Consider the following 20,158-nt stretch of genomic DNA (forward strand, 5'->3'; position numbering starts at 1 on the left):
TTTTTATCCGCCTCAAGACAAAGAAGAAAAGGTGGGTCCCCGCTTTCGCGGGGATGACGGCTGACGGTCATGGCTTAGCCCTTGTTCTCGTCCACTTCCGAAAATTCGGCGTCGACGACGTCGTCGTCCGTCGCGGCGGCGCCCTCGGGGGCTTCCGCGCCAGGCGAAGCGGCCGCGGCCTGTTCCTTCTCGTAGATCGCCTGGCCAAGCTTCATCGCCGCCTGGGCAAGCGTCTGGGTCGCGCTGGTCATCCGGTCCGCGTCGCCGCTTTCCACCGCCGACTTGGCGTCCGCCAGCGCGGTCTCGATCTCCGACTTCACCGACGCGTCGACCTTGTCGCCATGCTCGGCGAGCTGGCGCTCGGTGGTGTGGATCAGGCTTTCGGCGTTGTTCTTCGCCTCGGCCGCCGCCCTACGCTTCTTGTCCTCCTCGGCGAAGCGCTCGGCGTCCTTGACCATCTGGTCGATGTCGGAGTCCGAAAGCCCGCCCGAGGCTTGGATGCGGATCTGCTGTTCCTTGCCGGTGCCCTTGTCGCGCGCCGACACGTTGACGATGCCGTTCGCGTCGATGTCGAACGTGACCTCGATCTGCGGCACGCCGCGCGGCGCCGGCGGGATGCCGACCAGGTCGAACTGGCCGAGCAGCTTGTTGTCCGCCGCCATCTCGCGCTCGCCCTGGAACACGCGGATCGTCACCGCCTGCTGGTTGTCGTCGGCGGTCGAATAGGTCTGCGTCTTCTTGGTCGGGATCGTCGTGTTGCGGTCGATCATCCGGGTGAAAACGCCACCTAGGGTCTCGATGCCCAAGGACAGCGGAGTCACGTCGAGCAGCAGCACGTCCTTGACGTCGCCCTGCAGCACGCCGGCCTGGATCGCCGCGCCCATCGCGACGACCTCGTCGGGGTTGACGCCGGTGTGCGGCTCCTTGCCGAAGAAGTTCTTCACGACTTCGCGGACCTTCGGCATGCGGGTCATGCCGCCGACCAGCACCACTTCGGCGATGTCGGACGCCTTCATGCCGGCGTCTGCCAGCGCCTTCTTGACCGGCTCGATCGAGCGCTGGATCAGCGGCTCGACCAGCTTTTCGAGGTCGGCGCGGGTGATCGTCTCGACCAGGTGGAGCGGCGTCGTCGCGCCGCCTTCCATCCGCGCGGTGATGAAAGGCAGGTTGATCTCGGTCGTCTGTGCCGACGACAGCTCGATCTTGGCCTTTTCGGCCGCTTCCTTCAGCCGCTGCAGCGCGAGGCGATCGCTCTTGAGGTCCATGCCCTCCTTCGCCTTGAACTTGTCCGCCAGATATTCGACCAGCCGGGCGTCGAAGTCCTCGCCGCCCAGGAAGGTGTCGCCGTTGGTCGACTTCACCTCGAACACGCCATCGCCGATCTCCAGGATCGAGATGTCGAAGGTGCCGCCGCCAAGGTCATAGACGGCGATCGTCTTGCCGTCCTGCTTCTCCAGGCCATAGGCGAGCGCTGCCGCGGTCGGCTCGTTGATGATGCGCAGCACCTCGAGGCCCGCGATCTGGCCCGCATCCTTGGTCGCCTGACGCTGGGCGTCGTTGAAATAGGCCGGGACGGTGATCACCGCCTGGGTGACGGTCTCGCCCAGATAGGCCTCGGCCGTTTCCTTCATCTTCTGCAGCGTGAAGGCGCTGATCTGCGAAGGCGAGTAGTCCTGGCCGCCCGCCTGCACCCACGCGTCGCCGTTCGGTCCCTTGACGATGTGATAGGGCACCAGCTCGGTGTCCTTCTTGGTGACCGGATCGTCGAAGCGGCGGCCGATCAGGCGCTTCACCGCGAAGATCGTGTTGTCAGGATTGGTCACCGCCTGGCGCTTGGCCGGCTGGCCGATCAGCCGCTCGCCGTCCTTGGTGAAGGCGACGACCGACGGCGTCGTGCGCGCGCCTTCGGCATTTTCGATAACCTTGGGCTTCCCGCCCTCCATCACGGCCACGCAGCTGTTGGTGGTGCCGAGATCGATCCCGATGACTTTGGCCATTGTTCCTCTATGTGCCCCTATGCTCGATATCGTTCAGGCCGCCGCCCAAACGGCAGCCGCCCGCGTAACGGTGGCGATATAGGGCGGCTTGTCCTTGTCGCAAGGAGAGCCAAATCGTAGAGAAACCGTCATTCCCAAACGGAGGCTGCCGCTGATGACCCGCTTCGCCCTGCTCGGACTGACCGCATTGTCCGCCGTCGCGCTTGCCGGTTGCGGGCAGAAGCCGCAGCTGAACGTGACCGACGCGTATATCCGTTTCTCGCCGGTGCCGGACAATCCGTCGTCCGCCTATTTCACCGTGCACGGCGGCGAGCAGGACGTGAAGCTGATCGACGTTTCGACCGAAGTCGCGATCCGCACCGAAATGCACGAGAGCATGAAGGCCCACGACATGGCCTCGATGAAGCGGCTGACCAGTGTGCCGATCCCGGCGCGCAGCATCGTCAAGTTCGAGCCGGGCGGCCTCCACGTGATGCTGTGGAAGATCAATCCGGGCCTTGCGCCGCCCAAGACGGTGAAGCTGACCTTCGCCTTTTCCAACGGCGAGCGGATCGAGGCCGACGCGCCGCTGCTCGCGATGGGCGACGCGGCCCCGGGAGGCAAGTGACGGAGCTGCCGGGGCGGCATGCGCGATAAGGGCCGCCCGCTGACCGCCGCCGAGCGCAATCTCGCCGCATCCATGTTCGGCGGCGCGATCGACTATGACCGCGTCCGCGTTCACGCTGCCAAATGGTGGCCGTTCCAGCCGCGCCGGGTCACGATGGCGCCGGACGGCCATATCTGGTTCCATCCGCAAGGCGGGCTCTATTGCGACGATTTCGCGGCCCATGACCTCGGCACCCAGAGCCTGTTCATCCACGAGCTGACGCATGTGTGGCAGCATCAGCGCGGCATCTTCCTGCCGCTCGCCCGCCACCCCTTTTGCCGCTACGATTATGCGCTGAAGCCGGGCTGGCCGCTTGTCCGCTACGGGCTGGAGCAGCAGGCGGAGATCGTCCGCCACGCTTTCCTACTGCGCCAGGGCGCAGCCGTGCGCGGCGCCCCGCCGCTCGCGCAATACGAAACGGTTTTGCCGTTCTAAATCCTCCCCTCGCGCAGCGAGGGTGAGGGACCGCCGGCGAAGCCGGAGGTGGAGGGGCCGGCCGCGGAGCGGGCGGAAACACCCTCCGCTACGCTCCGGGCCCCTCCACCGCGCTTCGCGCGGTCCCCCTCCCCTGCACAGCAGGGGAGGATTTACGCTCGTGCCGCCGCTTCGATGATCGGCACGAAGTCGGCGGCCGTCAGGCTGGCGCCGCCGACCAGCGCGCCGTCGACATTGGCGACCGTCATAAGCTCGGCGGCGTTCGACGGCTTGACCGAGCCGCCGTAGAGAATGCGCACCGCGTCCGCCTCGGCCCCCAGTAAGGCGCCAAGCTTGGCGCGAATGGCGGCGTGCATCGCGGCGACGTCGCCCGTGGTCGGCGTGCGGCCGGTGCCGATCGCCCAGACCGGCTCATAGGCGACGACCAGCTCGGCTGCCTTCGCGCCGGCCGGGATCGAGCCCTGGAGCTGCGCTTCCACGACCGCGACCGCGCGGCCGGCATCGCGCTCGGCCTCGGTCTCGCCGACGCAGACGATCGCGATCAGCCCGGCGCCGATCGCCGCGCGCGCTTTGGCGCACACGTCCTCGTTGCTCTCCCGCTGGTCGGTCCGGCGTTCGCTATGGCCGACGATCGCGAGGCTCGCGCCCGCTTCCTTCAGCATCTCGGCCGAGACGCAGCCGGTGTGCGCGCCCTTGGCATTCTGGTGGCAGTCCTGCGCGCCGATCGCGAGATCGCCGCGCATCGCGGCGGCGCCGATCAGGGTGAAGGGCGGGCAGATCGCGACGTCGACCCGACGGTTCGCCCGCGCGGCGGCGGCGATGCCGTCCAGCTCGGCCAGCTGCGCCAGGCTGCCATGCATCTTCCAATTGCCGGCCACCAGCTTGCGTCGCGTCATGTCACTCCCTTTCCAACGGATGCGCAGCGGTTAGAGGAAGCCCGGCTGAACGCGCAAGCTTGTCGGTTTCCCGGCGGCTCTCTAAAGCACCGCTTTTCCCGGCTGTTCTGGATACGCAATGCTCAACTCCTTCCGTCGCTTGTCGAACTCCAAGATCGGGCTGGTCGCGCTGGCGATCGTCGGCGCGATGATCGGCCTTGGGTTCGTCATGATGGACATGCAGAACATCACCGGCGGCATGGGTGGCACGACCGGCGACACCGTCGCCAAGGTCGGTCGCCAGCGGATCGGCTATGTCGAGCTGCAGGACCGCGTCCGCCGCGCGTTCGAGGCGGCGCGGCAGCAGCAGCCCGAACTGACGATGGCTGACTTCGTGCGCCAGGGCAGCGTCGACCAGATCCTGCAGCAGCTCGCGGATGGGGCCGCGCTGGAGCAATTCGCGAAGCAGCAGGGCTTTGGCGTCAGCCGCAAGATGGAGGACGCGCAGATCGCCTCCGCGCCCGCGTTCCGGGGCCTGAACGGCCGATTCGACCAGAGCGCCTTCGAGGCGTTCCTCTACCGCCAGCGCGTATCCGAAAAGCAGGTCCGCGCCGACCTGGCCCGCGATCTCTACCTCACCCAGCTGCTGGTGCCGGTGACCGGCGCGTCGCTGGCGCCGGCGACGCTGACCCTGCCCTATGCGTCGATGCTGCTGGAGCAGCGCAGCGGCCGCGCGCAGTTGGTGCCCGTGTCCGCGATGAAGGCGCCGCCGCCCAGCGATGCCGAGCTGCAGGCCTATTACCGCAAGAACATCGCCCGCTACACGACGCCCGAGCGCCGCGTCGCGCGCTATGCGCTGATCGACCGCGCCGACTTCGAGGCCGCCGCCCATCCGAGCGAGGCGGAGATCGCCCAGGCCTATGAAGCGAAGAAAGCTGACTATGCGCCGAAGGAGACCCGCACGATCACCCAGGTGATCCTGCCGAGCGAGGCGGCGGCGCGCGATCTCGCCGCAAAGGTGTCCGCCGGCACGTCGATGGCCGAGGCGGCGCGCGCGGCCGGGCTCGAATCGGTGACGCTGAACGACCAGACGCGCGACGCCTATGCCGGGGTCAGCTCGCCGGCGATCGCCGCCGCCGTGTTTTCGACGCCGCAGGGCAAGGTCGCGGCGCCGGCCCGGTCCGGCCTCGGCTGGCACGTGGTCCGCGTCGACAGCATCACTGCCGTCCCCGGCAAGACCCTCGACCAGGTGCGCGGCGAACTGACCGAGCAGCTGAAAAAGGCAAAGTCCGACCAGACGCTGGCCGACGCGATCGCGAAGATCGAGGATTCGATCGCCGACGGGTCGACCTTCGACGAAGTCGTCGCCGCCGCGAAGCTGAAGCCCGTCACCACGCCGGCGCTGCTGAAGGACGGCCGCAACCCCGATGCGCCGGACGCGCCGGTGGCACCGGAATTGGCGGCCGTGATGAAGTCCGCTTTCGGCATGGAAAGCGGCGACGATCCGGTCACCGAGCAGGTGGTGCCGGACAAGCTGTTCGCCGTCGTCAAGACTGACAGCGTGGTGCCGCCGACGCCGAGGCCGCTGGCCTCCATCCGCGACAAGGTCGCCGCCGACTTCGCAGCCGAGCGCGCCCTTGCCGCGTCGCGCCAGACGGCAGACGCGATCGCCGCGAAGCTCAATGCCGGAACCCCGCTTGCCCAGGCCGTGAATGCGGCCGGCACCTCGCTGCCGGCCGCCGCTGCGCTCGGCGGGCGCCGCGGCGAGCTGCTGCGCGACGGCGCGCAGCCCCAGCCGCAGATGGAGGCGCTGTTCGCGCTGACGCGCGGCAAGGCGCGCGTCGTCGAGGCGCCGGACAAGAGCGGCTGGTACGTCGTCACGCTCGACGATGTGATCGCCGGCAATGCGGCCAGCCAGCCGCAGCTTATCGAAGCGACGCGCGTGCAATTCTCGCCGGTGCTCGGGCAGGAATATGGCCAGCAGCTTGCGACCGCGGCGCGCAAGGCGGTGGGCGTCGAGATCAATCCGGCGGCCGTGGCGCGGCTGAAGGCCGAGCTGATCGGCGGCGCCGGCGGCCGGTGACGCGCGATCGCAGCGACGACGACGAAACGGTCGGGGCGCTCGCCGCGGGCCGCGCCGCCTTCGCCTGGCGGCGCCAGATCGCGGACACCGACACGCCCGTCTCGGCCGCGCTGGCGCTGATCGAAAGCGGGCGCGGCGACTTCCTGCTCGAATCGGTCGAAGGGGGCCAGACGCGCGGCCGGCACAGCCTGATCGGCCTTGCCCCCGACCTGATCTTTCGCGCCCGCGGCGACGCGGCCGAGATCAACGGGGCGCCGGTCGAGGGCGGCGCGATCGCCGCGCTGCGCGCGCTGGTCGAGCGTTGCCGTGCCGAGGTCCCGCCCGAGCTGCCGCCGGCGCTGGCCTGCCTGGTCGGCTATTTCGGTTATGAGACGATCGGCCTGATCGAGCGCCTTCCCCGCCCGCCCGCCAATCCAATCGACCTGCCCGACATGCTGTTCGTGCGGCCGACGCTGATCCTGGTGTTCGACCGGCTGGCGGACGAGCTGTTCCTCGTGGCGCCGCTCTGGCCCGGCGCCGGTGACCCGGCGACGCGTGTCGCGGATGCGTGGGAACGGATCGACGCCGCGGCGGCGCGGCTGCATCAACGTGCTCCGGCGAAGGCCGGAGCTCTGGACGCAGCGCTCCGGCCGTCGCCGGAGCACAATCCTGCACTTGCTGAGGGGCAGTACGAGACGATGGTCGCCCGCGCGAAGGACTATATCCTCGCCGGCGACATCTTCCAGGTCGTGCTGGCGCAGCGCTTCACCGCACCCTTCGCGCTGCCCCCGTTCGATCTCTACCGCGCGCTTCGGCGGATCAATCCATCCCCATTCCTCTATTTCCTTGACCTGCCCGGCTTCGCGCTGATCGGGTCCAGCCCGGAGATTCTGGTCCGCGCGCGCGACGGCGAAGTGACCATCCGCCCGATCGCCGGCACGCGACCGCGCGGGCGATCGGCGGCCGAGGACGCGGAGAATCGCGACTCCCTGCTCGCCGACCCGAAGGAGCGGGCCGAGCATTTGATGCTGCTCGATCTCGGCCGCAACGATGTCGGCCGCGTCGCGGAAGCGGGATCGGTGCGCGTCACCGACAGCTACGCGGTCGAGCTCTACAGCCATGTGATGCACATCGTCTCGAACGTGGTCGGCCGCCTGCCGAAGGACCGCGACGCGCTGGACGCCCTGTTTGCCGGCTTCCCCGCCGGCACCGTATCCGGCGCGCCCAAGGTCCGCGCCTGCGAGATCATCGCCGAGCTGGAGGCGGAGACGCGCGGCGCCTATGCCGGCGGCGTCGGCTACTTCTCGCCCGACGGATCGATGGACAGCTGCATCGTGCTCAGAACGGCCGTGGTGAAGGACGGCACGATGCACGTGCAGGCCGGCGCCGGCATCGTCGCCGACAGCGACCCGGCCTATGAGCAGCGCGAATGCGAAGCCAAGGCCGGCGCCCTTTTCGCCGCCGCCCGCGAGGCGGTCAGGAGGGCATCGGAACCAGGCTTCGGTCAGTAAAGGGATTTACGACCCGCACGCCGTTCCAGGTGAAGCCGTCCTGCATGTCTTCGGACAGGAGCACGTCGGCGTGGCCGGCGATCGAACACAAAATGATGGCGTCATGGGTTTGCAGCCGATGCAGCTCTGCCAATGTGCAAGCGCTGCGGATGACCTCTTCGGTTACGCCACGAACCTCACAGCTGCCGAGCCAATCACTAATGATGCGTGCAGCTTCCCCGCGCGATTGGCCGCCCTTTCTGATGAGCGTGAAATGAAGTTCCGAGAGCGCCTGGGTTGAAACCACGAGTGGGCGCCCCTCTCGCAATGAGGCGGTCAGTTCTTGCGCTAAGGCGATCTTGGGACGATCGGCAGGTGAGCGCTCCATCCCCTCCACATAGAGCAGGATATTCGTATCAAGAGCGTAGCGCGTCAGCGCGTAACCTCGTCATAAATGTCTTCGCGCGTCCAAGGCCCGATCGTTACCGGCTCCGTTTTTGCCCAGCGCTCCTTCATCCTGGCCCAGGCCGCATCGGCTCGCGCCTTCTTCTCGGCGTCTTCGGCGATGGGTCCGAGCACGGCGACCGGCTCGCCGTGCGACGTGATCGTGATGCGCTGGCCGTTGCGGGCGGCACGCAACAGCTTGGAAAAGCTGCGGTTGGCTTCGGCGGCGCTGACGACCTGATCCTGCATAATCACTACTGTAGTTATTATTGTCCGCCGCGCAAGCGTCGGCCTCGGATTTCCGCTCCTTCGCAGAAGCGGCGGGAGCGGCTATGGCCGCCCCATGATCCTCGCCATCGACAATTATGACAGCTTCACCTGGAACCTTGTCCATTACCTGATGGAGCTGGGCGCCGAGGTGGACGTCGTGCGCAACGACGCGATCTCGGCCGGGCAGGCGCTGTCGTCGGGGGCGGAGGCGTTCCTGATCTCGCCGGGGCCATGCACGCCGAACGAGGCCGGCGTGTCGCTGGACCTGGTCGCGGCTTGCGCGGAGGCGGGCAAGCCGTTGCTCGGCGTCTGCCTGGGTCACCAGGCGATCGGGCAGCATTTCGGCGGCCAGGTCGTGCGCGGCGGGCTGATGCACGGCAAGACCTCGCCGGTCGAGCATGACGGGACCGGCTTGTTCGAAGGTCTCCCCTCCCCCTTCACCGCGACCCGCTACCATTCGCTGATCGTCCCCGAGGAAGGCCTGCCCGACACGCTCCGCATCAACGCCCGCGCGCCGGACGGCAGCGTGATGGGCTTCATGCACCGCACGCTGCCGATCCACGGGGTGCAATTCCACCCCGAAAGCATCGCCACGGAGCACGGGCACGCGATGCTGGCCAATTTCATGCGGATCGCCGGCCTGCGCGTGCTGGAGCGCGCGTGACGTCGTTCGCCCCCCTCCCCGATGCCCGCACTCCCCTGGACATGGCGACCGCCGAGGCGGCGTTCGGGGACATGCTCGACTGGCGGTGCGAGCCGGACGACGTGCAACGGTTCCTGACCGACATGTCGGTCCGCGACGAAACAAGCATCGAGATCGCGGCCTGCGCGCGGGCGATGCGGGCACGGATGATCGAAGTCCACGCGCCGCCGCACGCGATCGACGTCTGCGGCACCGGCGCCGATGGCCAGCACAGCCTCAATATCTCGACCGCGGTGGCCATCCTGGTCGCCGCATGCGGCGTGCCGGTCGCCAAGCACGGCAACCGCGCCGCCTCAAGCAAGGCGGGCGCCGCCGACACGCTGGAAGCGCTGGGCCTCGATCTCGACATCGCCGCCGCGACCGCCGAGCGGAGCCTCGCCGATCTCGGCATCGCCTTTCTGTTCGCGCAGAAGCAGCACCCGACGCTGAACGCCCTCGCACCGATCCGGCGGAAGATCGGCCGCCGCACCGTGTTCAACCTGGTCGGCCCGATCTGCAACCCCGCGCGGGTGACACGGCAGCTGATCGGCATCGCGCGGCCCGATTTCATGGGCGTCTATGCCGAGGCGCTGCAATTGCTCGGCATCGAAGCGGCGATGCTGGTCGCGGGCGACGAGCCGCTCGACGAGCTGTCGATCTCCGGCCCGAGCACGATCGTGCGCGTCGGTCAGTGCGGCACCGGCACGCTTCGCATCGACCCGTCCGATGTCGGCCTGGAGACGCACCCGATCGAGGCGCTTCGTGGCGGCGATCCCGCTTTCAACGCCGCCGCGCTCCGCCGCCTGCTCCAGGGCGAGCCCGGCGCCTATCGCGACGCCGCGGTCCTCAACAGCGCCGCCGCGCTGGTCGTCGCCGGCCGGGTGAGCACGCTCACCGAAGGCGTGGAGGAGGCCGCGGAAGCGCTCGACAACGGGCTTGCCAACGCCCTGCTCGACTGCTGGATCGCGTATCGATGAACAAACTCCAGGAAATCTGCGCTCATAAGCGCGAGGAAGTGGCGGCACGGAAGGCTCACTATTTGAGCGACATGCGCCAGCGGTCTCCCGGCAGGGACGTGAGCGAGGCCGATGCGGAATATGAGATCGGTCTGGATGCTGCGGTCATCGGCGGTCTGCGGAGTTTCAGGGCAGCGCTGAACCGGAAGGTTCAGGCTGGGGGTTATGGCCTGATCGCCGAGATCAAGAAGGCCAGCCCGTCTAAAGGCCTGATCCGCCCCGATTTCGATCCTCCGGTTCATGCACGCGCCTATGAGGCGGGCGGCGCCGCCTGCCTCTCGGTCCTCACCGACCAAGACTATTTCCATGGTCATGAGGATTACCTGATTGCGGCGAAGCAGGCCTGCGATTTGCCGGTCCTTCGGAAGGACTTCATGGTCGATCCGTGGCAGGCGGACGAGGCCCGACTGATGGGCGCCGATGCGATTCTTCTGATCGTGGCTGCTCTGGAAGACCGCCAGATGGCCGAGATTGAGGCGGCTGCTCTCGATCAAGCGATGGACGTGCTGGTCGAAGTCCATGACGCGCACGAACTCGAGCGTGCGTTGCGCCTCAAATCACGGCTGCTCGGGGTCAATAATCGCGACCTCCGCGACTTCACGGTGGATATCGGTCGGACGATCGAGCTGGCGCGGCTTGTGCCGCCCGACGTGATGCTCGTGGCCGAAAGCGGGATAAGCACGCATGACGATCTGAAACGCTTGTCGGATCACGGCGTGCGCTGCTTCCTGATCGGGGAAGCGCTGATGCGGCAGGCGGACGTGGAGGCGGCGACACGGGCGCTGCTGGGCAATGCCTAAGCTCACGCACCTGGACGAGAGTGGCGCAGCGCGCATGGTCGATGTGTCCGGCAAGGCCATCACCACCCGCGAGGCGATCGCCGCCGGGCGCATCCGGATGAGCGGAGAGGCGCTGGAGGCGATCCGCGCCGGCGCGCTCGCCAAGGGCGACGCACTCGCGGTGGCGCGGGTCGCCGGGATCATGGCGGCCAAGCGGACGAGCGAGCTGATCCCGCTCTGCCATCCGCTGCCGATCACGCGCGTATCGATCGAGTTCGCCTTCGAGACCGACGCGATCGCCGCCACAGCGACCGTCGCGACCGAGGGAAAGACCGGCGTCGAGATGGAAGCGCTCACCGCCGTCTCGATCGCGCTGCTGACTCTCTACGACATGGGCAAGGCGATCGACAAAGGAATGACGATCGAACACGTGCGGCTGGTCAGCAAAACCGGCGGCAAATCGGGCGACTGGCGTGCGGAGCCCTAGCTGCACGCACTTGCTGCTTAAGCGGTCAGTTAATTAGTCTCGCACGAAGAACACGAAGAGCACAAAGGATCGGCAGCTTCTCTTCGTGTTCTTCGTGTTCTTTGTGCGAGACAAAGCAGCCTTTCCGCTCGCGCGGAAGCCGGGCGATCAGAAGGGCAGCTTGAATCCTGGCGGGAGCGGCAGGCCGCTGGTCATCTTGCCCATTTCCTGCGAAGACGCGGCGTCCGCCTTCGCGCGGGCGTCGTTGAAGGCAGCGGCGACCAGGTCTTCCAGCATCTGCTTCTCGCTCGGCTGAAGCAGCGATTCGTCGATATCGACCCCGATGATCCGGCCCTTGGCGGTCGCACGGACCTTGACCATGCCGCCGCCCGACACGCCTTCCACCTCGATCTTGTCGAGATTGGCCTGCGCCTTGGCGAGCTCGTCCTGGACGTTCTTCGCCATGTTGAGGATGTCGTCGAGGTTCTTCATGGGGCACTCCGTTGTTCGGCCGCGCTGTAGTCGATCAGCTCCGCATCGGGAAACGCTTCGAACGCCGCCTTGACCAAGGGCGTGTCGAGAATCGCCTGCCTCGCCGTTTCCTCGACCGCGCGCTCCTGCTCCAGCAGCGATGGCTGCGCGCCGCCGTCATCGGTGCCGACGGTCCAGACGGTGCCGGTCAGCGTGCGCAGCGCGGCGGCCAGGTCGCGCATGAAATCGCCCGGCAGGGGCTTCAGCGGCCTCACCGCCAGCTCGGGCGGGGCGTAGCGCTGCAGGCCGACGAAATCGTGGAGCTGCTGGGCGAGCAGCGGCTTGCCGCTCTTGCCGAGCAGGTCGACCAGCGCGGGGAAGCTTTCGGGATAGTGCGCGGCAGGCTCCGGAGCGGCCGGCGGCGGCGCGGAAGCCGGAGCGCGCGCCGGTGCCGGCGCGACCGGCTCGCCGCCCGCGATCCGCTTCAGCAGCTCGGACGGATCGGGCAGCTCGGCCGCGTGCACGAGGCGCAGCAGCGCCATTTCAGCGGCCTCGATCGGCATCGCCGCGCGCACCGTCTCCTCATGCCCCTTCAGCAGCAGCTGCCATAGCCGGTGCAGCTGGGCGAAGGACAGGCGCGCCGCCCAGCCGTCGAGCAGCTCCCGCTCCTCGCCGGAAAGCGCCGGGTCCGCGCCGCCGCCCATCTTCGCCATCGTCACCGCATGCACGGCCTCGAGCAGCCCGCGCAGCACGCCGACCGGATCGACGCCCAGGTCATACTGGTCGCGCAGCGCCGTCAGCGCCGCCGCCCCCTCGCCCGCCAGCAATTGACCGAACAGGCGCCGGATCGCGCCGCGATCGGACAGGCCCAGCATCTCGCGGACCTGATCGGCGGTGACGATTCCTTCCCCGCCCATGTCCGCGTGCGCGATCGCCTGGTCGAGGATCGACAGGCCGTCGCGCGCCGACCCTTCCGCCGCCCGCGCGATCAGCGCCAGCGCCTCCGCTTCAGCCTGCGCGCCTTCCGCGTCGATCACGTGCGCGAAATGCGCGGCCAGCTTGTCGGCGGGGATGCGGCGCAGGTCGAAACGCTGGCAGCGCGACAGCACCGTGACCGGCACCTTGTTGACCTCGGTCGTCGCGAACAGAAATTTCACATGCGCAGGCGGTTCTTCGAGCGTCTTCAGAAGCGCGTTGAACGCGTTCTTCGACAGCATGTGCACTTCGTCGATGATATAGACCTTGTAGCGCGCCGAGACCGCGGAATAGCGCACTGCCTCTATGATCTCGCGCACATCGTCGACGCCGGTGTGGCTGGCGGCGTCCATCTCGACCACGTCGATGTGCCGGCCTTCGGCGATCGCGACGCACGGCTCGCAGACGCCGCACGGATCGATCGTCGGCCCGCCCTGCCCGTCCGGGCCGACGCAGTTCAGCGCCTTGGCGATCAGCCTTGCGGTCGACGTCTTGCCCACCCCGCGCACGCCGGTCATCAGAAAGGCATGCGCCAGCCGGCCGCGCCGGATCGCGTTGCCCAGCGTGGTGACCATCGCGTCCTGCCCGATCAGCTCGGAAAAACGCTGCGGCCGGTATTTGCGCGCGAGAACGCGATAAGCGGGGGATTCGGACATACTGGCCTCGGGTTAGCACAAACCCGTCATTCCGGCGAAAGCCGGAATCCACCTTCTTCTTCGTAGGTAGCGCCGCGGCGAAGCCGCGTCGTCGGTCCTCGCTGGAAGCGAGGCCGGCCGCGCTTGCGCGAGGTCGGATTAGCGTTCGCTAATCCGTGCCCGCGCTGCGCGGTGGGAGCCGGAACGACCCGTGGCGTGTTCGTTGCGGCTGCTTCCTTCCGGACCTGACCGGGTTGGCGAATGCCACGTCCGCCCGACTCCCGCGCGGGCATATGGGGCAAGATGTGGCATAGGGCAAGCGAACGGCCCGGGAGAATCAGTGAGCGATCGCTACGCGTTGCCGCGCACCGTCTGGGCGCTCGGGCTTGTCAGCCTGCTGATGGACCTATCGTCCGAGACCGTCCACGCGCTGCTGCCGCTGTTCCTGACCGCAACGCTGGGCGCCAGCGTCGCGTTGGTCGGCCTGATCGACGGCATCGCCGAATCGACCGCCTCGATCGCCAAGGTCTTTTCCGGCTACCTCTCCGACCGGCTGGGAAGGCGCCGGCCGCTGATCCTTGTCGGCTACGCACTCGCGGCGCTGTCAAAGCCGCTGTTCGCGCTCGCCGGCTCGGCGCAATTGGTGCTGGGCGCCCGCTTCGCCGACCGGATCGGGAAGGGCCTGCGCGGCGCGCCGCGCGATGCGTTGATCGCCGATGTGACGCCGGCGGCGATCCGTGGCCGCGCCTTCGGTTTGCGCCAGTCGCTGGATACGGTCGGCGCCTTTGTCGGGCCGCTGCTCGCGATCGCACTGATGCTGCTGCTGGCCGACAATGTCCGGGCGGTCTTCTGGCTGGCGAGCATCCCGGCGGCGGGCGCGGTGCTGGTCGTGCTGCTCTGGGTCCGCGACCCGCCGCAAGCGCGCCCGGCGGAGGTGCGGCCACCGCTCGCCATAGCCGAACTGGCGCGGCTGGGCGGCGCATTCTGGGGCGTGACCGGCATCGGCGTGGTCTTCACCCTCGCCCGCTTCAGCGAGGCGTTCCTGATCCTGCGCACGCATGAGCTGGCGCTGCCGATCGCGCTGGCGCCGGCGGTGCTGGTTGCGATGAATCTAGTGTACGCACTTGGCGCCTATCCGGCCGGCGTAGTCGCCGACCGCCTTCCCTCACGCCATCTGCTGCTGGCCGGCATCGCCTGCCTGATCGGCGCCGACCTGCTGCTCGCTTTCGCCGGCGCGCTGACGACGGCATTCGCCGGCATCCTGCTCTGGGGCCTGCACATGGCGCTGACCCAAGGCTTATTCGCAAAGCTGGTCGCCGACCATGCGCCCGCCGATCTGCGCGGCTCCGCCTATGGCGCGTTCAACCTCGCGACCGGGCTCGCGCTGCTGGTCGCGAGCCTAGGCGCGGGGCTGATCTGGGACCGGTTCGGCTCCGGCGCGACGTTCCTGGCCGGGGCCGCCGCCGCCGCGCTGTCGGCCGTGCTGCTGATCGGGCTTCAGAAGCCGAACGTCACTCCGCCATAGACCGCTCGGCGGCGGCCCGGCTCCAGTCCGGTCTGGAAGACGCGGGCGTAGTATTTCTCGTTGAAGAGGTTCTGCACGCCCGCCTGCAGCCGCACGTGGGGCAGAACCGTCCATTCGCCGGCCAGGTCGAACACCTGATAGGCCGGCACTTTCGCCGGCACGAGGCTGGCGCCGCTGCCGACGGGCAGGTTCGAATCCTGGAAGAATTGCGAGCTGACCGACAGGCCGGTCAGGCTGACGCTGTATTTGCCCGTCTCGCGCCAGGTGATGCCGCCCTTGACGATTGACCTGGGCGCGAAGGCCGGCCGCTTGCCGATCTGCGCCGGATTGTCGCTGGCGACGAACTTCGCGTCCAAAAGCGCGAGGTTCAGGAACGCGGTCAGATGCTCGGCGCCATCGCGTGCGGCAAGGAAGTCGTACGAGACCTCGCCTTCGAAGCCGCGATGCCGCGTGTCGCCGGTGTTGACGTTGATCACGTCGGTCGCGTTCAGCCGCCGGCTCTCGATGCGGTTGCGGAAGTTCACCTGAAACAGGCTGACGTCGTAGAACAGGCCCGGCAGCGGCGTGCCGTGGAGGCCCGCTTCGTACGAGGTCGATTCCGGCGCGTCCGCCTCATTGCCCGGCTGCAGGTTCGAGAAAGGCGACGCCACGTCGAAATAGCGGAGCGGCCGATACCCCTGCGTGATGCTCAGATAGGTCTCGTTGTCCTTGCCGAAATCGTTGCCGATGCCGATGCCCAGCAGCGGCACCGTGCGGGACACCTCGACGTTGGAGAGCGGCCGGGTCAGGTTCGGCGGCCTGACCGTCTCGCGGACGCGCAGCTTCTCCACGTCCAGCCGGCCCGACAGCACGACATGGAAGCGGTGCGGCAGCCGGAACACATTCTCGGCAAAGATCGCGCCGAGCCAGGACTCGCGATCCTGGTCCAGCCGCGGCGTACCGCTATGCTCGCCGCGATCGGCGGTCAGGCTGGTGCTGGTGAACTGGAGGAACGGCGCGCTGCTATGCGTGCCGGTGACGCCGAACGTGAAGGCATTGCCCCGCCCCCAGCGCTTTCGCGCGCGGAGGTCGAGGCCCTGGTTCCGGAACCGCTCGTCCTGCAGCGTGGTCGTGGTCGCGGCGGCATCGCGGGCGGCGCGGGTATAGAGCTGCAGGTCCGACGCCCAGGCCTTGCCCTCGAAGCGCCAGCCGTCGCCCAGCTCCAGCTCGTTGCCCAGGATGATCGCGCCGCGCCGCACCCAGTCGCGGTTGACGGGCGTGGGCGCGAAATTCTGATCGGCCAGGAATTGCGGGTAGCTGATCCGGCCCGGATTGCCGGCTTCCGCGCTATGCCCCTGCACGCGCAGATACCAGAGCGCATGATCGGTCGGGCGGTAGCCGAAGTAGAGATCGCCCTGAAGCAGGTGTGACGCAGAGTTCTGCCGCTGCCCGTCGCTTTTGGTGTAGCCGAGCGAGCCGCGATACTCGACCTCGCCCGACACTCCTTCCAGCACGTTGAACGTCGAATAGAGCCCGTCGCTGCCGACCAGATGCTGGGTGGAACCGGTCAGCGCCGGCCCGCGCGGGTCGGGGCGCTTGGAGACGAGATTGACCGCAGGCGTCGGCTCGGGGCCGTAGAGCAGGCTCGATCCGCCCCGGATCAGCTGGACCTCGGACAGGCTCTGCGGCAGCGGGACGTAGTAGAGCGTCGGAAAGCCGATCCAATCGGACTGGATCGGGATGCCGTCCTGCAGCACCAGCACATATTCGGCTTCCTGTGGGTTGCCGATGCCGCGATAGCTGAGGTTGAACTGGGTCGGCGTCTGCTGCTCGGACACGAGCAGGCCCGGCGTGCGCGCGAACAGCTCGCGTCCCTGCGTCTCGATCACCGGCGGCTGCTGCTCGAGCTTGGTGACGCTGGTCTTCTTGGTGACGGTCACCTTGGTGCCGTCGACCTCGGGCAGGATATGATCGAGCTTCGCCGGCTTGTCCTCCTGCGGCTCGACCCGGAAGCCCTCGACGATGATGGTACCCCGCGGTTCCTGCGCCGCCACCGGCGCGGCAGCGAGACCGATCATTACTGCTATCAAACGATATCTCCCTGAGTCTGGGCCGGTTCAGACGCGATCGGGAGGCTCCGTGTCGCCACGCCCCCCGCTTCCCGATCCGTCGGATGAAGTGCCGCTATTCCTTCTCGCCCTTGCCGGCGAGCGCGGCCAGCTGCCCGGTGAAGCGGGTGCCGACAAGCCCCCGGATGAGCGCGTCGACATCGCCGCCCCGCGCGCCGTCATCCTCCGCCTCGACTTCGGCGAGATCGACCGACGACAGGCCCATCGCCGCGGCGGCCGCATTCACCTTGCCCATGCCCTGCGCGGAAAGCGCCGCCCAGGCCGCCTCCACCTCGCTCAGCTCCTTTTCGAGCGCATCGACGCGGGCAAGGGCATAGGGGGTCGGCCGCTGCTCGGTCGAGGTGACCGCGCCATAGGCATAGTCCATATGCTCGCGCAGCCGCTCCTCGCCGGTGATGGCGCCGCCCTCCTTAGTCGCGACGACCTGCGTGCGCAGCGCCTCGACCTTGTCGCCGAACGCCTTCGCCTCGGCCTTGGCGGCCGGCGACGCGTTCGGATCGGCCGCGACCTTCGCCGCCTGCGCCCGCGCCGCGTTCATCTGGGCGACCAGCTTGCTCATCCGCGCGAACAGCGTCTTCACATGCTCGGCCGCGTCATACTGGGCCTTACGGTCGGCGAGCGTAAAGGTGGCGCGGCGATCCAGCCCGATCGTCATCGGCGCGGTCGAGACTTCGCCCGCCTTGGTCAGCCGGACCGTATATTGCCCCGGCAGCACGCGCTCGCCCTGGGTCGAGCGGAAGGCGATCTGCGCGGCAGGCGGGACCTGCGGCGGCTTGGTCCGCATCGACCAGACGACGCGGTTCAGCCCGCGCCGCTTCGACGCGGGCAGCTCGTCGACGACATTGCCGCTGGCGTCCAGCACCTCGAGCTTCATCCGCCCGATCACGTGGCGCGCCTTCTGGTAATAGGTGATGACGGCGCCGTCCGGCGGGTTCTCGCCGACATAGGTGGCGTCGCCCTCGGCCCAGCCGCCATTGCCCTGGATGCGCTGCTGCACCTTCGGTCCCGGGATCAGCACGGCGGTGGCGGCCAGCTTGTCCGGCGTCAGCGCCCGAAGCGGGCTCAAATCGTCGATCACCCAGATGCCGCGGCCGTGCGTCGCCAGCACCAGGTCGTCGTCGCGGTCCTGGATGGCGAGGTCGCGCACCGCCACGTCGGGGAAATTGTTGGGCTTGAACTGCGCCCAGTCCGCGCCGCCGTCCAGCGACATGAACAGGCCGAATTCGGTTCCGACGAACAGGATGTTCGGATCGACCCGGTCTTCCCTGACCACATGCACATAGCCGCGCACGCCTTCGGTCCTGGGCCCGATCAGCGGCTTCCAGGTCTTCCCATAGTCCGCGGTGCGGAACAAATAGGGCTGGAAGTCGCCGCTATTGTGCCGGTCGACCGTCACATAGGCGACCGCAGGGTCGTAGCGGCTCGCCTCCACCCAGCTGATCCAGCTGTCCTTCGGCAGCTTCAGATTCTTCGTCAGGTTGGTCCAGCTCTTGCCGCCGTCGCGAGTCAGCTGGACGTTGCCGTCGTCGGTGCCGACCCAGATCTGGCCCGCCGCCTTCGGGCTTTCCGAGATCGAATAGATCGTCGTGTGCATCTCGGCCGCCGAGTTGTCGACGGTGATGCCGCCCGATTCCTCCTGGCGCTGCAGCTGGGGATTGTTGGTGGTCAGGTCGGGCGAGATGCGGTCCCAGCTCTGGCCGTGATCGCGGCTGCGGAAAAGGAATTGGGAGCCGATATAGATCGTGCCCTTTTCGTTGGGCGACATGTGGATCGGCGTGTTCCAGTTGAACCGCAGCTTTTCCTTATAGCCGGCCTTGGGCTGGATATCGCGCTGCTCCAGCGTCTTGCGGTTGATCCGGCTGATGCTGCCGCCCTGATACTCGGCATAGACGTAATCGGGATCGGCCGGGTCCGGGAACGCCCAGAAGCCGTCGCCGCCGTACAGATTCTCCCAGCGGCTGTTGGTGATGCCGCCCGGATATTCCTGGTCGCCGACCCAGGACGAATTGTCCTGCAGGCCGCCATAGACCTGGTACGGATCCTTGTCGTCGACGCTGACGTGATAGAATTGGCTGATCGGCAGGTTCAGGCCGTGGCGCCATTTGGTGCCGCCGTCCTCCGTCAGCCACAGGCCGCCGTCGTCGCCGCCGATCATGTGCCTGGTGTTGGTCGGGTCGATCCACAGCGCGTGCCAATCGGCATGGCTGGACTGGGCGGAATCGGTGAAGCTCTTGCCGCCGTCTTCCGAGCCGATCATGTGATAGCCCATCTTGAAGACGCGGTCCTGGTTCTTCGGATCGACCACCAGCCGCCCGAAATAGAAGGGCCGCCAGACCATGCCCTGGCTGCGATCCCGCTCCTGGAAGGTCTTGCCGCCGTCTTCGGAGACGTAGAGCGCCGAACGGACATTCTCGACAAAGGCATAGACGCGCTTCGGATCGGACGGCGCCCAGGCGATCTCCACCCGGCCCCAGGGCTGGTTCGGCAGGCCGCTGCGAGTCTGGGCGTTGAGGTCGGTCCAGGTGCGGCCGCCGTCCCGCGATTCCATCATCCGGCTGCCGGAGGGCGCGTTCGGCCCGTGCCCGCCGGAGCGGAAATCCCAGCCGGTGCGGCGGAAATCCCAGGTGCCGGCGAGCAGATGCTCGGGATCGTTCGGGTCCATCGCCACCGACGAGCAGCCGGTCGACAGGTTCGCCGGCTTGATGATCTGCGTCCAGGTCCGGCCGCCGTCGGTGGTCTTGTAGAGTCCCCGGTCCATGCTGTCGGACCAGAGCGGGCCGGGCGCGCAGACATAGACGGTGTTGCCGTCCTTCGGATGGACCAGGATGCGGACGATCCGCTCCGTCTTCGGCAGCCCCATCAGCTGCCAGGTCTCGCCGCCGTCGGTGGACTTATACACGCCGCCGCCGATCGAGACCGAGTTGCGGGTCCAGCTTTCGCCCGTGCCGACCCACACCGTCTGCGGGTTGGTCGGGTCGAGCGCGATCTCGCCGATCGATGCCACCGGCTGCTTGTCGAACACCGGGCGGAAGGTCGTGCCGCCGTCCTCCGACTTCCAGACGCCGCCCGAAGCGGCGCCGACATACAGCGTCGTCTTGCCGTCCTTTTCGGCGCGACCGGCGATCGCGGCGATGCGGCCGGACATTTCCGCCGAGCCGATGTTGCGGATGCCGAGGCCGGAGATGGCGGCCGAATCGGCATAGGCGGCCGGCGCGGTGGCGGCCAGGGCGGGCCCGGCCAGCAGCAGGGCGGTCGTGGTGAGCAGGATGCTGCGCATGGGGA

Annotated in this window: 17 protein-coding genes and 1 other RNA gene; 9 read left to right on the forward strand and 9 right to left on the reverse strand. The window is 68.0% G+C overall.

Going from position 1 to position 20,158, the window contains the following annotated elements; translation table 11 throughout:
* Positions 1-74: 74 nt before the first annotated feature.
* Positions 75-1,997: a molecular chaperone DnaK gene (dnaK, locus tag GON01_RS01555; protein WP_157025329.1), complete on the reverse strand. Its 1,923-nt coding sequence runs from the start codon at positions 1,995-1,997 to the stop codon at positions 75-77.
* Between the two features lie 154 nt (positions 1,998-2,151).
* Here dnaK and GON01_RS01560 point away from each other — a divergent pair, with 154 nt between their 5' ends.
* Both GON01_RS01560 and GON01_RS01565 read left to right on the forward strand, forming a co-directional pair.
* Positions 2,152-2,604: a copper chaperone PCu(A)C gene (locus GON01_RS01560; RefSeq protein ID WP_157025331.1), complete on the forward strand. Its 453-nt coding sequence runs from the start codon at positions 2,152-2,154 to the stop codon at positions 2,602-2,604.
* A gap of 18 nt (positions 2,605-2,622) precedes the next feature.
* Positions 2,623-3,078 carry a vgr related protein gene (locus GON01_RS01565; protein WP_157025333.1) on the forward strand — a complete coding sequence of 152 codons (456 nt, stop codon included), beginning with the start codon at positions 2,623-2,625 and terminating at the stop codon, positions 3,076-3,078.
* A gap of 152 nt (positions 3,079-3,230) precedes the next feature.
* Here GON01_RS01565 and tpiA read toward each other — a convergent pair whose 3' ends face one another.
* Positions 3,231-3,974 (reverse strand): triose-phosphate isomerase, encoded by a 744-nt coding sequence (tpiA, locus tag GON01_RS01570; protein ID WP_157025336.1) that lies wholly within the window; start codon positions 3,972-3,974, stop codon positions 3,231-3,233.
* 118 nt (positions 3,975-4,092) lie between these two features.
* Between tpiA and GON01_RS01575 the strand changes: the two genes are divergently transcribed.
* Positions 4,093-6,036, forward strand: coding sequence for a peptidyl-prolyl cis-trans isomerase (locus GON01_RS01575; RefSeq protein ID WP_157025338.1), 1,944 nt, complete (start codon positions 4,093-4,095; stop codon positions 6,034-6,036).
* A complete protein-coding gene (locus tag GON01_RS01580) occupies positions 6,033-7,526 on the forward strand; it encodes an anthranilate synthase component I family protein (RefSeq protein ID WP_181600167.1) in 1,494 nt (497 codons plus the stop codon). The genes GON01_RS01575 and GON01_RS01580 overlap by 4 nt, the downstream gene beginning before the upstream one ends.
* On the opposite strand, the gene GON01_RS01585 is transcribed toward GON01_RS01580, so the two are convergent.
* Positions 7,492-7,941: a PIN domain-containing protein gene (locus GON01_RS01585; RefSeq protein WP_258558452.1), complete on the reverse strand. Its 450-nt coding sequence runs from the start codon at positions 7,939-7,941 to the stop codon at positions 7,492-7,494. The genes GON01_RS01580 and GON01_RS01585 overlap by 35 nt on opposite strands.
* Positions 7,938-8,198, reverse strand: a complete 261-nt coding sequence (locus GON01_RS01590) for a type II toxin-antitoxin system Phd/YefM family antitoxin (RefSeq protein WP_157025344.1) — start codon at positions 8,196-8,198, stop codon at positions 7,938-7,940. The genes GON01_RS01585 and GON01_RS01590 overlap by 4 nt, the downstream gene beginning before the upstream one ends.
* Positions 8,199-8,292: 94 nt before the next feature.
* Here GON01_RS01590 and GON01_RS01595 point away from each other — a divergent pair, with 94 nt between their 5' ends.
* The 4 genes from GON01_RS01595 to moaC are packed head-to-tail and all read left to right on the forward strand — an operon-like array spanning position 8,293 to position 11,183.
* Positions 8,293-8,883 (forward strand): anthranilate synthase component II, encoded by a 591-nt coding sequence (locus GON01_RS01595; protein WP_157025346.1) that lies wholly within the window; start codon positions 8,293-8,295, stop codon positions 8,881-8,883.
* Positions 8,880-9,878, forward strand: coding sequence for an anthranilate phosphoribosyltransferase (gene trpD, locus GON01_RS01600; protein ID WP_309503723.1), 999 nt, complete (start codon positions 8,880-8,882; stop codon positions 9,876-9,878). Before GON01_RS01595 ends, trpD begins: the two co-directional genes overlap by 4 nt.
* Positions 9,875-10,717, forward strand: coding sequence for an indole-3-glycerol phosphate synthase TrpC (gene trpC / locus GON01_RS01605; protein WP_157025348.1), 843 nt, complete (start codon positions 9,875-9,877; stop codon positions 10,715-10,717). The genes trpD and trpC overlap by 4 nt, the downstream gene beginning before the upstream one ends.
* On the forward strand, positions 10,710-11,183 hold the full coding sequence (gene moaC, locus GON01_RS01610; protein ID WP_157025350.1) for a cyclic pyranopterin monophosphate synthase MoaC: 474 nt from the start codon (positions 10,710-10,712) through the stop codon (positions 11,181-11,183). The genes trpC and moaC overlap by 8 nt, the downstream gene beginning before the upstream one ends.
* A gap of 147 nt (positions 11,184-11,330) precedes the next feature.
* On the opposite strand, the gene GON01_RS01615 is transcribed toward moaC, so the two are convergent.
* The 3 genes from GON01_RS01615 to ffs all read right to left on the reverse strand — a co-directional run bounded on the left by GON01_RS01615 (position 11,331) and on the right by ffs (position 13,529).
* Positions 11,331-11,654, reverse strand: coding sequence for a YbaB/EbfC family nucleoid-associated protein (locus GON01_RS01615; protein ID WP_157025352.1), 324 nt, complete (start codon positions 11,652-11,654; stop codon positions 11,331-11,333).
* Positions 11,651-13,264, reverse strand: a complete 1,614-nt coding sequence (locus tag GON01_RS01620) for a DNA polymerase III subunit gamma/tau (RefSeq protein WP_157025355.1) — start codon at positions 13,262-13,264, stop codon at positions 11,651-11,653. Before GON01_RS01620 ends, GON01_RS01615 begins: the two co-directional genes overlap by 4 nt.
* 167 nt (positions 13,265-13,431) lie before the next feature.
* An RNA gene (gene ffs / locus GON01_RS01625) (signal recognition particle sRNA small type) lies at positions 13,432-13,529 on the reverse strand.
* A gap of 54 nt (positions 13,530-13,583) precedes the next feature.
* Here ffs and GON01_RS01630 point away from each other — a divergent pair.
* Positions 13,584-14,768 carry an MFS transporter gene (locus tag GON01_RS01630; protein ID WP_198159750.1) on the forward strand — a complete coding sequence of 395 codons (1,185 nt, stop codon included), beginning with the start codon at positions 13,584-13,586 and terminating at the stop codon, positions 14,766-14,768.
* Here the strand turns inward: GON01_RS01630 and GON01_RS01635 are convergent.
* Both GON01_RS01635 and GON01_RS01640 read right to left on the reverse strand, forming a co-directional pair.
* Complete coding sequence (locus GON01_RS01635) at positions 14,741-16,825, reverse strand: TonB-dependent receptor family protein (RefSeq protein WP_157025357.1); 2,085 nt, start codon at positions 16,823-16,825, stop codon at positions 14,741-14,743. The genes GON01_RS01630 and GON01_RS01635 overlap by 28 nt on opposite strands.
* Before the next feature lie 106 nt (positions 16,826-16,931).
* Complete coding sequence (locus GON01_RS01640; protein WP_157025359.1) at positions 16,932-20,153, reverse strand: sialidase family protein; 3,222 nt, start codon at positions 20,151-20,153, stop codon at positions 16,932-16,934.
* Between the last annotated feature and the right edge of the window lie 5 nt (positions 20,154-20,158).

The sequence above is a fragment of the Sphingomonas horti genome (assembly GCF_009753715.1).
GTDB classification, from domain to species: domain Bacteria; phylum Pseudomonadota; class Alphaproteobacteria; order Sphingomonadales; family Sphingomonadaceae; genus Sphingomonas_B; species Sphingomonas_B horti.